The sequence below is a fragment of the Microbacterium sp. NPDC090014 genome (assembly GCF_044748285.1).
In the GTDB taxonomy this organism is placed as follows: Bacteria; Actinomycetota; Actinomycetes; order Actinomycetales; family Microbacteriaceae; genus Microbacterium.
In genome coordinates this window covers 960314-973489 of the sequence record NZ_JBIVFS010000001.1, presented here as the reverse complement: position 1 = coordinate 973489, position 13176 = coordinate 960314, and the positions used below count along the sequence as shown (strand labels likewise).

General features: G+C 68.5%; 11 protein-coding genes. 5 read left to right on the top strand and 6 right to left on the bottom strand.

Annotated features, from left to right (window positions below; translation table 11 throughout):
- Positions 1-62: 62 nt before the first annotated feature.
- Entirely contained in the window at positions 63-902 is an 840-nt protein-coding gene (locus ACIPV5_RS04720; RefSeq protein WP_053098620.1) for a DUF4097 family beta strand repeat-containing protein, read from the top strand.
- Positions 899-1525: a PadR family transcriptional regulator gene (locus ACIPV5_RS04715; protein ID WP_400340072.1), complete on the top strand. Its 627-nt coding sequence runs from the start codon at positions 899-901 to the stop codon at positions 1523-1525. The genes ACIPV5_RS04720 and ACIPV5_RS04715 overlap by 4 nt, the downstream gene beginning before the upstream one ends.
- Before the next feature lie 106 nt (positions 1526-1631).
- Here ACIPV5_RS04715 and ACIPV5_RS04710 read toward each other — a convergent pair whose 3' ends face one another.
- Complete coding sequence (locus ACIPV5_RS04710; RefSeq protein WP_053098618.1) at positions 1632-2174, bottom strand: universal stress protein; 543 nt, start codon at positions 2172-2174, stop codon at positions 1632-1634.
- Positions 2175-2323: 149 nt separating this feature from the next.
- Between ACIPV5_RS04710 and ACIPV5_RS04705 the strand changes: the two genes are divergently transcribed.
- The gene (locus ACIPV5_RS04705) at positions 2324-2512 is read left to right on the top strand and encodes a DUF3073 domain-containing protein (protein WP_042537993.1); all 189 of its coding nucleotides are present in this window, start codon (positions 2324-2326) and stop codon (positions 2510-2512) included.
- A 132-nt stretch (positions 2513-2644) separates the two neighbouring features.
- Positions 2645-3466: an MOSC domain-containing protein gene (locus ACIPV5_RS04700; protein ID WP_400340069.1), complete on the top strand. Its 822-nt coding sequence runs from the start codon at positions 2645-2647 to the stop codon at positions 3464-3466.
- 49 nt (positions 3467-3515) lie between these two features.
- On the opposite strand, the gene ACIPV5_RS04695 is transcribed toward ACIPV5_RS04700, so the two are convergent.
- From ACIPV5_RS04695 to purM, 3 genes are read right to left on the bottom strand one after another with little or no spacing between them, the layout of a single operon-like run.
- The gene (locus tag ACIPV5_RS04695) at positions 3516-4823 is read right to left on the bottom strand and encodes an MFS transporter (RefSeq protein ID WP_400340066.1); all 1308 of its coding nucleotides are present in this window, start codon (positions 4821-4823) and stop codon (positions 3516-3518) included.
- A complete protein-coding gene (purF, locus tag ACIPV5_RS04690; RefSeq protein WP_053098615.1) occupies positions 4820-6292 on the bottom strand; it encodes an amidophosphoribosyltransferase in 1473 nt (490 codons plus the stop codon). Before purF ends, ACIPV5_RS04695 begins: the two co-directional genes overlap by 4 nt.
- Positions 6293-6298: 6 nt before the next feature.
- A complete protein-coding gene (purM, locus tag ACIPV5_RS04685) occupies positions 6299-7429 on the bottom strand; it encodes a phosphoribosylformylglycinamidine cyclo-ligase (RefSeq protein WP_400340063.1) in 1131 nt (376 codons plus the stop codon).
- A gap of 62 nt (positions 7430-7491) precedes the next feature.
- Between purM and ACIPV5_RS04680 the strand changes: the two genes are divergently transcribed.
- Positions 7492-8124 carry a zinc-binding alcohol dehydrogenase gene (locus ACIPV5_RS04680; protein WP_400340060.1) on the top strand — a complete coding sequence of 211 codons (633 nt, stop codon included), beginning with the start codon at positions 7492-7494 and terminating at the stop codon, positions 8122-8124.
- Between the two features lie 14 nt (positions 8125-8138).
- On the opposite strand, the gene ACIPV5_RS04675 is transcribed toward ACIPV5_RS04680, so the two are convergent.
- Positions 8139-8453 carry a potassium transporter Trk gene (locus tag ACIPV5_RS04675; RefSeq protein WP_400340059.1) on the bottom strand — a complete coding sequence of 105 codons (315 nt, stop codon included), beginning with the start codon at positions 8451-8453 and terminating at the stop codon, positions 8139-8141.
- A 105-nt stretch (positions 8454-8558) separates the two neighbouring features.
- Positions 8559-13166: an HtaA domain-containing protein gene (locus tag ACIPV5_RS04670; protein ID WP_400340056.1), complete on the bottom strand. Its 4608-nt coding sequence runs from the start codon at positions 13164-13166 to the stop codon at positions 8559-8561.
- Positions 13167-13176 lie beyond the last annotated feature (10 nt).

Here is a 13176-nt window from a genome sequence, read left to right as displayed (position 1 = left end):
TATATCGTGTTACTCTGTGCAGACACGATATATCGTGATCCCTCGAACCAGGAGAAGCAGACATGACCGAGAAGTGGCTCATCGCCCCCGGCGAAGAACGCGTCATCGACATCGAGAACGTCACCCGACTGAAGATCGGCCTGGTCGGCGGTCAGGTCGATGTCATCGCACACGACGAACCCGGCATCCGCATCGAGGTGCACGGCGTCACGACCAAGGACCTCCGCATCGAGGCGAACAACGGCGAGGTCGAGATCGACCACCCGCAGCTCGGCTGGGACAACTTCCTCGAGGTGTTCCGCAACTTCGGATCGGGCGGCCCCAAGGCCGAGGTGAGCGTCGCCGTCCCCCGCTCGATCGCCCTCAACCTCGGCGTCGTGAGCGCCGGAGCGCTCGTCTCGGGCATCCGCAACGACGCCCGCCTCAACACCGTCTCGGGCGACCTCATCGTCGACACCCTCATCGGCGACCTGACCGTCAACTCGGTCTCCGGCGACGTGCAGGTGCGCGGACTCACGGGATCGATCAGCGCGAACAGCGTCTCGGGCGATGTCGCAGTCACGGGCACCATCCGTCGCGCGACCGTCGACATCGTCTCGGGCTCGACACTGGTCGACGCCGCAGGCGATGTGAACACGATCAACGTCAACTCGGTCTCGGGCGGCACCACGGTGCGCCTCGACGAGTCGCTCGCTGCGAACTACGTCATCCGCTCGCTGAGCGGGCGACTGCTGATCGACGGCGTCGAACGCGGCTCCTCCGGCATCAACAACTACACCGGCTCGACGGGCGAGCTCGCAGGACGCTTCGTCGATCTGCGCGCCAACTCGGTCTCCGGCGGCGTGACCGTGCTGCGGCGCACGCCCGAGTCGATCACCGACGATGCGGAGTGGGAAGCATGAGCCCCGCAGTCTTCTCGCACGGCGACCTCAGGCTCTACCTGCTCTCGCTGCTCGCCGAGGCGCCGCAGCACGGCTACGGGATCATCCAGGCACTGACCGATCGCACGGGCGGCACCTACACGCCGAGCGCCGGCACCATCTACCCTCGGCTGGCCAAGCTCGAGGAAGAGGGGCTGGTCACCAAGACGGTCGACGGTCGCACCACGATCTACGCGATCACGGATGCGGGACGCGCCGAGCTGACATCTCGCGAGGGCGACCTCGCCGGAATCGAGGCCGGCCTGACCGACTCGGTGCGACTGATCGCCAACGAGGTGCGGCAGAGCGTCAAGGAGGCCATGAAGAGCCTCCGGGCCGACCTCGCCACGGCGGAGAAGGACGACCGCGCCGCATCCAAGTCCCGTCCGCGGACGGCAGGCGACGACGAGCGCATCGTCACCCGTGAGGAGCTGCACCGAGCGGATGCCGTCATCAACGCCTTCCGCGCACGCGTGCGCACCGACCTCCGCACGCATGTTGCGAAGGGCGGCACGCTGCCGGCATCCGTCGTCTCGCAGCTGGAGGACGGCCTGGACGCCGCGGCGCGAGGCATCACCACCGCGCTGGCGTCACTCGGCCGCTGAGCTCAGCGGCCGACGCCTGCCGAGACGCTCGAAGCCCCTCCCGTCACACGACGAGAGGGGCTTCGGCCGTTCGCATCCCCAGGAACTCAGCGAGGGATGCCGAGACCTACTCGGTCCAGATCTCGGGCTGCTCGTCGGGCACGGGCTCCTGCAGCGGCACGACGAGCACCGACCGGTGCTGGCGGTGCGCGAGGCGGGCAGCGACGGACCCCGTGAAGAACTCGCGGATCGACTCTCCGATGCCGCGCTTGCGTGTGCCGACCACGATCAGCTGGGCGTCGAGCTTGTTCGCCAGCTGTTTGATGGCGAGCGCCGGATCGCCCACGAGCTGCCGGGCCGTCCATGTCAGGCCCGTTCCGTCGAGGGCCGCAGCCGCCTCGGCCTGCACGGCCTCGAACTCGGCCGTGCCGGCATCGAAGTTGATGTCGATGGGCGCCGAGTGCACGTAGCCGTCGGGGTCCTCATAGGTGACGAAGCGCGTGACGTCGACGTGTGCGACCACCAGCGGCACGCGGAGGAGCCGTGCGAATCGCGCCGCCTCTTCGATCACCCGTTTCGGCTGACCCGGCTGCATCCCGACGATCACGGCCTTCTGCAGTGTCGCGTTCTGCGCGGCCTCGTCGGAGGGCGTCGAGGTGTTGTCGGTCATGAGGATCGCTCCCTTCACCAGCTGCCAACGGGCCAGTGCGGTCTGGCCGCGTGCTATTCTGAATGCTACTCTTACCGGCCCTCAGCCGGTGTCGTGAATGACTCGGGCCAGTCGTTGCCCGCAGCTTAACTCGTGAGGGGGTCTCAGGCATGGGCCGTGGCCGTCAAAAGGCGAAACACACCAAGATCGCCCGCGAACTGAAGTCGTTCAGTCCGTCGGTGAACTACTCGGCGCTCGAACGCGAACTCGCGCACCCGAGCGACGCTGAAGACGCATACGTCGACAAGTGGGCCGACGAGTATGCAGACGAAGACGAGGACGAACTCGAAAAGGCCTGACCGCCTCTTCGCTCGTCATCGATTCCCCCGTGCACCGCACGGGGGTTTCGTCGTGTCCGAAATCCCGGAACTCTCGGCATCCACGCCGGGCTCGTGACGGACGGACACCGCGTGCCCTGAGAGGATCGACCCATGGCCCGCGTCGTCTCCCTCTTCCGTCATCCGATCAAGGGCTTCACGCCCGAGTCGGTCGAGTCCCTCACCGTGCAGCCTGATGGGCGCATCGCCGGCGATCGGGTGCTGGCGTTCCGCTTCGCCGACGCGATCGCGCCGGAGTCTCGTGACGGACTCGACCACTGGCCGAAGGCGAAGGGACTCTCCCTGCAGGACTTCCCGGGCCTCGCGGCGTTGCGCACCGACTATGACGACGATCGGCAGCGCGTGCGGATAGAGCACGAGGGTTCCGTGCTCGTCGAGGCGGGACTCGATGACTCCGGTCGTGGCGAGCTCGCGGACGCGGTGACCGAGTTCGTGCTCGCGAGCCCGGAGGGCCGGCGGATCCGGCGCCCCGGACGACTGCCGCTCGTACTCGTCGGCGACGGTGTGACGCCGAGGTTCCAGGATCGTGAGCGCGGCTACGTCTCCGTGCACAGTCGTGGCAGTGTCGACGCACTGAGCGACTCTCTCGGCTTCGGCATCGATGACCGCCGGTTCCGCTCCAACGTCGTCATCGACGACGTCGCCCCCTGGTCGGAGCTCGACTGGGCCGGCGAGCTGAGCATCGGCGAGGTGACGTTCCGCACCGCGGGGCCGATCGTGCGCTGCCTCGCGACACACGCCAACCCCGACACGGGCGTTCGCGACGCGAAGGTGCTCACGACCCTCACGAGCGACCACGGTCAGGACGAGCCGACTCTCGGCCGACTCCTTCTGCCGCCGCAGGACCCGGCCGATGCGTCAGCGCCGTGGGTCGGCGGCACGATCAGCGTCGGCGACCAGGTGCGAGCGCACTGACGGACCTCGGGCCCACGCCGATCCACCGGCGCCCCTTCACCGCCGCGAGTCACCAGCGACCGTGGCGACGCTCCCAGTCCTCTTCGATGGTGCGACGTCGACCGGCGATCCATCCGGCGGGGATCACCGCGATCAGAACCCCCACGAGCACCCACAGGGGAATCTCCCAGCTGTCGGTCATGTCGTGCAGCAGGCCGATCAGCAGCGGGAACACCGCGGCGACCGCGTAGCCGATGCTCTGCACGAAACCGCTGAGGGCCACCGCGCTCTCGGGCGTGCGGGCCCGGATGCTGAGCAGCACGAGGGCGAGCGGGAAGAGCCCGGGTGCGAGGCCGTAGAAGACCACCCACAGCGGCAGCGCCACCGTGGGCAGGAACAGGAATCCGAACAGCCCGATGAGCCCGCACGCGATCGAGATGAAGAACACAGGACGGGTCGCCTGGAACCGGACGATGAGAATGGGCACGAGCAGAGAGCACGGCAGGCCCATCAGACCGAACAGCGAGAGCAGCAGCCCCGCATTCGCCGGTGAGACCCCGCCCACGTCGATCATGATCGACGGCAGCCATGCGAAGGAGACGTAGGCCAGCGTCGACGACGACGCGAACACCAACGCGATCGACCAGGCCATCGGCAGCCGCCACAGCCGACCGAAGACCCGCGGGTTGGCGGGCGTCGTCGCGATCGGTCCGGTCGCCACGGATGCTGCGTCGTAGCCGTCGCGCTCGATCTCGGTCGCGGCGGACTCCGTACGCGCGGGGGCCGAGGCGACGGCATCCGCCCGGCTCGTGACGAGCATCGCCACCCAGGGCACGAGCGCGATCACGGCGAACACGCCCCACAGCCCCAGCGACACCCGCCACCCGGCCGAGTCGGCGAGCGGCACTGCGACCAGCGGCGGCACGAACGTCGACACCGCCATGGTGGTCGAGTAGACCGTCATCATCAGGCCGAGGCGATCGGGGAAGTACTTCTTCACCAGCGGCGGCAGCAGCACGTTCCCCGAGCCGACGCCCGCGAACACCACTGCCGTCGCGGCGAGCAGCGATGTCGAGTCGACGGCGAGGCTGCGCAGCAGCAGCCCGGCGGCGATCAGGGCGATCGCCACGACGGCCACGCGCTCGAGTCCGAATCTCCGCTCGAACAGCGGCGTCAACAGCCCGAACACCGCGAAGCACACCGGCGGCGCGGCTCCGATCAGGCCGACGACGACCGACGAGACCGGGAAGTCGTCGGCGACGTGGTCGAGCACGGGCGACAGCGACGCCACGGCCGAGCGCAACGAGAACGCGACCAGCACGATGCCGACCAGCGCGAGCGCACGGCCACGCCAGAGCGGCTGCGCACCCGAGGTCACGAGGTCTGCGACCCCTCCACCCAGGCCAGGTACTCGTCGGAGACCGTGCCGGTGACGTACCGGCCGTCGAAGCAGCTCATGTCGAGGTCGCTCAGCACGGATCCCTCGGTGATCGCAGCCTTGAGGTCCTCGACCTCCTGATAGACCAGGTGATCACAGCCCAGCTCGGCGGCGATCTCGGGGATCGTCCGGCCGTGGGCGATGAGCTCGTGACGCGACGGCATGTTGATGCCGTAGACATGCGGGTGACGCACCGGCGGAGCCGCGGAGGCGAACGTCACAGAGGTGGCACCGGCATCCCGGGCCATCTGGATGATCTCCTTCGACGTGGTCCCGCGCACGATCGAGTCGTCGATCAGCAGCACGTTCTTGCCCTGGAACTCGGTCGACATCGCGTTCAGCTTCTGACGCACGCTCTTCTTGCGCACGGCCTGCCCGGGCATGATGAAGGTGCGGCCGACGTAGCGGTTCTTGTAGAAGCCCTCGCGGTACTCGATGCCCAGCTTGCGGGCGACCTCCATGGCGGCGGGCCGGGAAGAGTCGGGGATCGGCATGACGACGTCGATCTTGTCCATCGGCACGTGCTTCGCGATCGTGTCGGCGAGACGGTCGCCCATGCGCAGGCGCGACTCGTAGACCGAGACGCCGTTCATGACCGAGTCGGGTCGGGCGAGGTAGACGTACTCGAACGCGCAGGGCGCGAGAGTGGTCTCCTTCGCACACTGCCGGCTGTGCAGCTCGCCCTCGTTGGTGATGAAGATCGCCTCACCGGGCTCGACCTCGCGCACGACCTCGTAGTCGGCGTTCTCGAGCACCAGCGACTCGCTCGCCACCACCCATTCGTCGCGGCCCTCTGCGCCGGGGACGGTCGAAGGACGACGGCCGAGGATCAGGGGACGGATGCCGAACGGGTCGCGGAACGCGAGCAGACCGTAGCCCGCGATCACCGCGATCACGGCGTACGCGCCCTCGATGCGCTCGTGCGTGCGCTCGACGGCCTCGAAGACGCGCTCGGCGTCGAGGTCGACCGTCGACGTCGTGTTCTGCAGCTCGCCGGCGAGGACGTTGAGCAGCAGCTCGGTGTCGCTCGACGAGTTGAGGTGACGGCGGTCGCGCTTGGCCATGTCGGCCGTGAGCTCGCGCGTGTTCGTCAGGTTGCCGTTGTGGATGAGGATGATGCCGTAGGGCGCGTTCACGTAGAACGGCTGCATCTCCTCTTCGTTCGACGCGGTGCCCTTGGTCGCGTAGCGCACATGACCGAGGCCGACGTTGCCGAGGAGTCCGCGCATGTCACGAGTGCGGAACGCCTCGCGGACCATGCCCTGCGCCTTGGCGTTGTGCATCACGCCGTTCGCCTCGGCGGTCGCGATTCCCGTTGCATCCTGACCGCGGTGCTGCAACAGCAGGAGTGCGTCGTAGATGTCCTGATTGACCGGGGCAGAGCCCACCATTCCGACGATGCCGCACATGGACTCTTACTTCGCTCCGTCCGCGTAGGCGCCGATCAGGCGCACCGCTCCACCGTCGACGCCCTTGGCGCCCTGTTCGAACTCTCCTGCCGGCCGCGCGCCGAAGCCCACGGTTCCGACCTGCCACGCGGGCATGCCGTCGGCCGCGAGCGCTGCGATCGCGGCATCCTTCTTGTCGGCTGCGACGATCGCGAGGAACCCGATTCCGAGGTTCCAGGTGCCCTCGGCGGACTCCAGCGTGGACCCGGCGATGTCACTGAGCACGCGGAAGACCGGGCTCGGCGACCAGGTGCTGCGGTCGACCTCGACCCAGCTGCCCTGCGGGAGCACGCGCGCGAGGTTCGCCGCGATGCCGCCGCCGGTGACGTGGCTGAGCGAGTGGACCCCGCCGGAGCCTGTGCCGCCGCCGAGCTGCTCGATGAGGCGCAGCAGCGGGAGCGTGTAGAGACGAGTCGGCTCGAGCAGCGCCTCGCCCCACGTCTTGCCGAAGTCGGCGGCGTTGTCGCCGTAGCCGATGCCCGCGTTCGTGACGATGTGGCGCACGAGGGAATAGCCGTTGGAGTGCAGTCCGCTGGACTCGACGGCGATGACGACGTCGCCGTCCTGCACGCGGTCGGCCCCGAGGATGCCGTCGGCCTCGACGACTCCGGTCGCGGCTCCTGCGACGTCGTAGTCGCGCGGGCCGAGAAGACCGGGGTGCTCGGCGGTCTCGCCGCCGATCAGCGCGGTGCCCGTCGCGGTGCACGCCTCGGCGATGCCGCGCACGATGTCGGCGATGCGCTGCGGGAAGACCTTGCCGCACGCGATGTAGTCGGTCATGAAGAGCGGCTTGGCGCCCACCACGACGATGTCGTCGACGACCATGCCGACCAGGTCCTGGCCGATCGTGTCGTGCTTGTCGATGGCCTGCGCGATGGCGACCTTCGTGCCGACGCCGTCTGTGCTGGTGGCGAGCAGCGGACGACGGAAGTCGCGCAGCGCACTCGCGTCGAACAGTCCGGCGAATCCGCCGACACCGCCGAGCACTTCAGGGCCGTGCGTCGCGCGCACGGAAGACTTCATCAGCTCGACGGCGAGATCGCCTGCAGCGGTATCGACGCCGGCTTCGGAATAGGGATTGGTGGGGGAGGCAGCCACACCTCCAGCCTACCGCCCGCGGAGACCTCCTCTCCCCTCCCTCCATCTCCTACGATGGGGCCATGGCCGACAAGCCGCAGTGGTTGATCCGCGAGGACGCGAGCGTTCCGGTGCTCGTCGCGCTCGCGCTGCGGCAATCGCTCGGCATCCGCGCCCCGGAAGATCTTCCGAGCCTGCGCGATCTGCCCGTCCGGGCACCGGATGCCGCCGAGGTGACGCCCGAGCTCGAGAAGCAGTGGCGCGCCTACTGGGACATGACCGTCGAGCCCCGAGCGCATCCGTCCGGCGTGCCGCTCGAGCTCGTCGACGGGTTCGACACGCTGGTGGCGCTGCCGGCGACCGGTGCCGAACAGCTCGCCGAGGCGATCGCGCCGCATGCCGCATCGGCGATGCACTACGCCCGCGTCGCGCACGATCGCTACGTGTCGTCGATCCACAGCTCGATCGCCAACCGGTCGGGCGGCGGGACGATCGGGGGCGAGTCGTATCGCGCCTATGCCAGCGCGATCGCCGAGTTCGAGCGCGAGATCGGTCGCCGTGCGCACTCGTTCGAGCTCAACGTGCAGGTGCTGCCGTTCTCGCAGCGGGGGATCTGGTGGATCGGCGCGCTCACTGTCGCGGTGACCGACGGCCTGCGCCGCGACGTGGTCTCGTTCGACGCGGCGATCCGGCCCATCATCGCCGAACTGGCGTGACGCCCCGGGCGTGATCAGTCGTTCGTGATGATCGTCTCGTGCTCGACCCTGACGACGTGGTCGTGGCGACGCGCGACGCGTTCCAGGATCAGCGCGACGACGCTCGCGAGGGCGAAGCCGATCGGCACCGTCCACAGCAGCAGGAATCCGAACACCTGCCCTGGCGGGTAGACGACGTTGACCGCTTCGGACGGCTCGTAGCTGCCCATCATCGTCAGGATGCCGGCGGCGATGATGCCGAGCACGACGCCGATGCCCATGAACACGCCGAAGCGCGGCACGCGACGGACGGTCGCCTCGACCGTCTGGGAGGAATCGTGGGAGGACATGCATCCATTGTCCCACCGTTGGCTGTGGGTCGCTCCCCCACGTGCGCAGAGAGCATCGCCCTCCCCGCGTGCGCTGCGGGGACGGCGATGCGGCTCTGCGGAGGATCAGACCTCGGTCGGGACCTCGGAGTCGGTCGGCTTCGCCACAGTGCGGCGCCCGATCAGCACGCCTCCGCCGACGGCGAGCACGACGATCACCAGGCCTCCGACGATCCACGGCCACACCGGGGCGCTGTCGGTGTCCGTGGCAGCCGTGACGGATGCGGCGGCTGCCGTGCCCTGGGACTCGGCGGGCTCGTCCTCTTCCGGAGCCACGACACCGCACTCGGCCGCGACAGGGATCCGCGCGGTCACCGGGTCGAGCTCCTCGCCGGCGGCATAGGTGCCGAAGGCGGCGGCCCCTGCCTCGGTGAGGGAGGTGGGAACCCCGTCGAGCGACAGCATTCCGTCGACGACGGTCGTGTCTCCGAGCGCGAACTCGGCGAGACGGACATCCTTCTGGTCGACGCTCTGTCCGTCCTGCGTGGTGCCGAGCACGTCGAACACGAGATAGCCGGTATCGCCGGCGAGCTCGAGGCGGGCGTTGGCCAGAGTCGTGTTCAGCGCGCCATCATGACCCGTGAAGTTGATGCTGCCACCGAACCCGACGAGCCCCACGAGGGTCTCGTCGTCGAACGAACCCGCGCCGCTCGACCACACGAAATCGGGGTACTCGTAGACCACATCGGTCAACGTCCAGCCCCCGGCCGCGATGCCCTCGATGTAGGTGCGGAACGATTCCTTGTATCCCCATTCGAGAGTGGCGCCGTCGACCGTGCACGCCCCGATCACCGCAGCCTCCCGCGTCAGGGTGAACTCGAGACCGCGAACCACCGACCCCTGCAGGGTCAGCGTGTGCGGACCATCCTCGAGACTGGCCGGCAGCGAGCCTGACCAGGTCGCGATGCCCGACGCATCCGCCGAGATCGTATCGAGCAGCACCGGGGTCGAGTACACGACGACCTTGATGCCGGTCTCGTTCGGCTGGAATCCCGATGCCGAGAACGTCGCCGACTTTCCTGACTGCAACGCCGCGAGCTCCTCGTCGGTGATCTCGATGCCCGTCGTCGCCGGCGGTGTGCTGGGGAGCGTGGCCTTCGGCTGCACCACGGCAGCCGCAACCGTTCCGGTGGAGCCGGTCGGAGCCGCCGCAACCGAGCCGATCGTGAACGACACGGGATCCAGATTGGTCGAGAAGCCCGCAAGCACGCGGTCACGCCCCTCGGCCGTCAGCGACGCGGGCACGCCCGAGTAACTCACCGCGCCGTTCGCCGTCGTGATGGCGGCTCGGGACAGGTCGAGCGTCGCAAAGGGCACCTGGGCGCCGCCATGCGTCACGGACAGCGTCGCCGCGCCTGCGGAGGTGACGGTGACCTGCGGGTTCGACACCGTGACATCGAGGACGCCGCTGTGACCGGTGAAGCGCACCGAGCCGCGATAGATCACACTGCCGAGACCGGTCGCCGCGTTGTAGTCACCGCCGACCGTCTGGCCGAACTGGAACACGCCGTTCGAACGGGTCGCCCCGCCGGATACGTCGATCGCCCCCTTGGCGATACCGCCGACGACATACTCCGTGAAGGACGTCGAGATGCCCCACCGCAGCGAGCCGCCAGGCACCGAGACCGCCGGCGAGGTCGGAGTCGTCGGGTTCGGAGGCGTCGGCGGGGTCTCGGGCTTCTCGCCGAACAGGCCCTTCCACTGTGCATCCGTGATCTTGACGGTCGAGCGTGCGTGGATCGTCTCCGCGGTCGGGAGGGTGTGCTGCCGCCACGCGACGACCTCATAGGTCTTCGTGCGGTCAAGGCTCTCGGCCGAAGCGTTGAGGTCGACGGAGAACGCGCCCCACTCGATGCCCTGCACGAACTTCATCGCGAGGAAGCCACCTTCGGCGGTGACCTGCGCCTCCGTGCCCTTCTCGATCAGCGCGACGTACGCACCCGTCGCGTCGCCGAGTCTCGAACCGGTGGCAGTGACGGTGAGACCGTCAGCCGCGCTCGCGGACTTCACCGCGGTGGTGAGAGCCGGAGCATCCGGAGCACCCAACAGCGCGTTCCACTGTGCATCCGTGATCTTGACGGTCGAGCGTGCATGGATCGTGTCCGCGGTCGGGAGGGTGTGCTGCTGCCACGCGATGACCTCATAGGTCTTCGAACGGTCGAGGGTCTGCGCGGCCGCAGTCAGATCGACGGCGAACGCGCCACCCGTGATGTTCCGCACGTACTCCATTGCGAGGAAGCCACCACCAGCCGTGACGTCGGCTTCGGTGCCCTTCTCGATCAGAGCCACATACGCACCCGTCGCGTCGCCGAGTCTCGAACCGGTGGCAGTGACGGTGAGACCGTCAGCCGCGCTCGCGGACTTCACCGCGGTCGTGAGAGCCGGAGCATCCGGAGCACCCAACAGCGCGTTCCACTGCGCATCGGTGATCTTCACCGTCGAGCGGGCGTAGATCGTGTCCGAGGTGGGGAGGGAGCGCTGCTGCCACGCGATGACCTCATAGGTCTTCGAACGATCGAGGGTCTCAGCAGCTGCAGTCAGATCGACGCTGAACGCGCCACCCGTGATGCCGCGAACGTACTGCATCCCCAGGAAGCCACCCCCGGCGGTGACATCCGCCTCCGTGCCCTTCTCGATCAAAGCCACGTACGCACCGGTGACATCACCCAGCTGCGAACCGGATGCCGTGACAGTGAGACCGTCCGCTGCCGTCGCGGACTTCACGGTCGATGTGAGCGAGGCCGAGGCGGTGTCGTAGTTGAGGGCGACGCTCTTCTCCTGCGTCGCATTGGTGACGCCGCCGGCGCCATAGGTGTACACGCCATAAGAGCCCGGCGTCGCCGGAGCATCCTTCAGCGTCAGGGTCGCCTGGAAGGTGCCGTCGGCGGCGATGTCGACCCACTGTGCGCGGATCGCGGCCTGGAACTGCGCGGGAACCTGATTCAACACGCTCTCTGCGAGCGCCCACGCCTGCGAGCCGACCGAACGCGTCGAGCCGGCCGCGCCCGTCGAGGGCTGCCAGGTCGAGGCGAAGTTGCCGAACACGACGTACGTGCCCTGCGGGAGATTCGCGGGGATCGGCATGCCGCGACCACCGACGTTCGCAGTCGGGTCATACCCCGAGCCCTTCACGACGACCTTGTCACCTGCCTTCAGCGCGTTGGCACCGGCCGGAGTCGTGCCGTCAGCGAGGAACACCTGGATCGCAGGCTCGGCCGGAGTCGTCGGCTCGATGGCATCCCAGTCCGCGTCGCTGACCGTGACCGCCGCGCGAGCGAGGATCGTCTGGGCGTTCGGCAGCGTGTGCTGCGTCCAGACGATCACCTCGTAGCTCTTGGTGCGATCGAGATCTGCCGCCTTCGCCGTGAGATCGACCGAGAACGCACCACCCGTGATGCCGCGAACGTAGTGCATGGCGGCGAACCCGCCGCCTGCAGTCACGTTCGCCTCGGTGCCCTTCTCGATGACCGCCGCATAGACGCCCGTCGCCGAGCCGAACGAGGAGCCGGTCACGGTCGTGGTGATGCCGGGGTCACCCGTCGCGACCGCCGAAGCGACAGTGATCTTGGGTGCGCCCGAGTAGTTGAGGGCGACGCTCTTCTCCTGAGCGGCGTTGGTGACGCCACCGGCGCCGTAGGTGTAGATGCCGTAGGCGCCGGGGGCGGCCGCGGCGTCCTTCAGCGTCACCGTCGCCTCGAACGTGCCGTCGGCTGTGATGTTCACCCACTGGGCGCGGATCGCGCCCTGGAACTGCGCCGGAACCTGATTCAGAACCGCCTCGGCCAGCGCCCACGCCTGAGCCCCGACGGAGCGCGTTGCTCCCGCGGCGCCCGCGGAGGGCTGCCAGGTCGAAGCGAAGTTGCCGAACACGACATACGTGCCCTGCGGGAGGTTCGCCGGAATCGGCACGCCGCGGCCCCCGACGTTCGCGGTCGGGTCGTAACCCGAACCCTTCACGACGACCTTGTCGCCCGCCTTCAGTGCGGTCGTGCCGGCCGGCGTCGTGCCGTCAGCCAGGAACACTTCGATCGCTGGTGCAGCGGGGTTCGTTCCGGGGTCGGTTCCGGGGTCCGTGCCCGGATCGGTTCCGGGGTCCGTGCCCGGATCGGTTCCGGGGTCCGTGCCCGGATCGGTTCCGGGGTCCGTGCCCGGATCGGTACCCGGGTCAGTACCCGGGTCCGTACCCGGATCGGTCGTCTCCACACCGAAGACCGCATCCCACTGCGCACCCGAGATGGCGACGTCGCCCCGGGCATAGATGGTCTGAGCGTTCGGCACCGAGTGCTGCTGCCAGATGAGCACCTCGTACATCTGAGTGCGGTCGAGCCCAGCTGCGGCGGCGGTCAGAGTGAAGGCACTCGCGCCGGCGGTCACCGTGGGGAACGGCTGCGCGAACGCCGCGTACCCGCCGCCGGGGCCTGAGAGCCCGGCTTCGGTGCCCTTCACGATGAGCGCTGCATAGATGCGCGTGACGTCGGGCAAGCCCGAGGCGTCGACCTGCACCGTGATGCCAGCCGTGTCGACAGAGGTCACGGACGTCGCGACAGTCCCGCTCGCTGCGTGCGCGGGGGGAACGATCACCGCACCGGCCGCTATCAGAAGGAGGGAGACGAAGGCGGCGACCAGCACGCGTATGCGGCTGCTCCCCGTGGATGCTGTGGCTGTGGCGTTCACGATTCTCCAG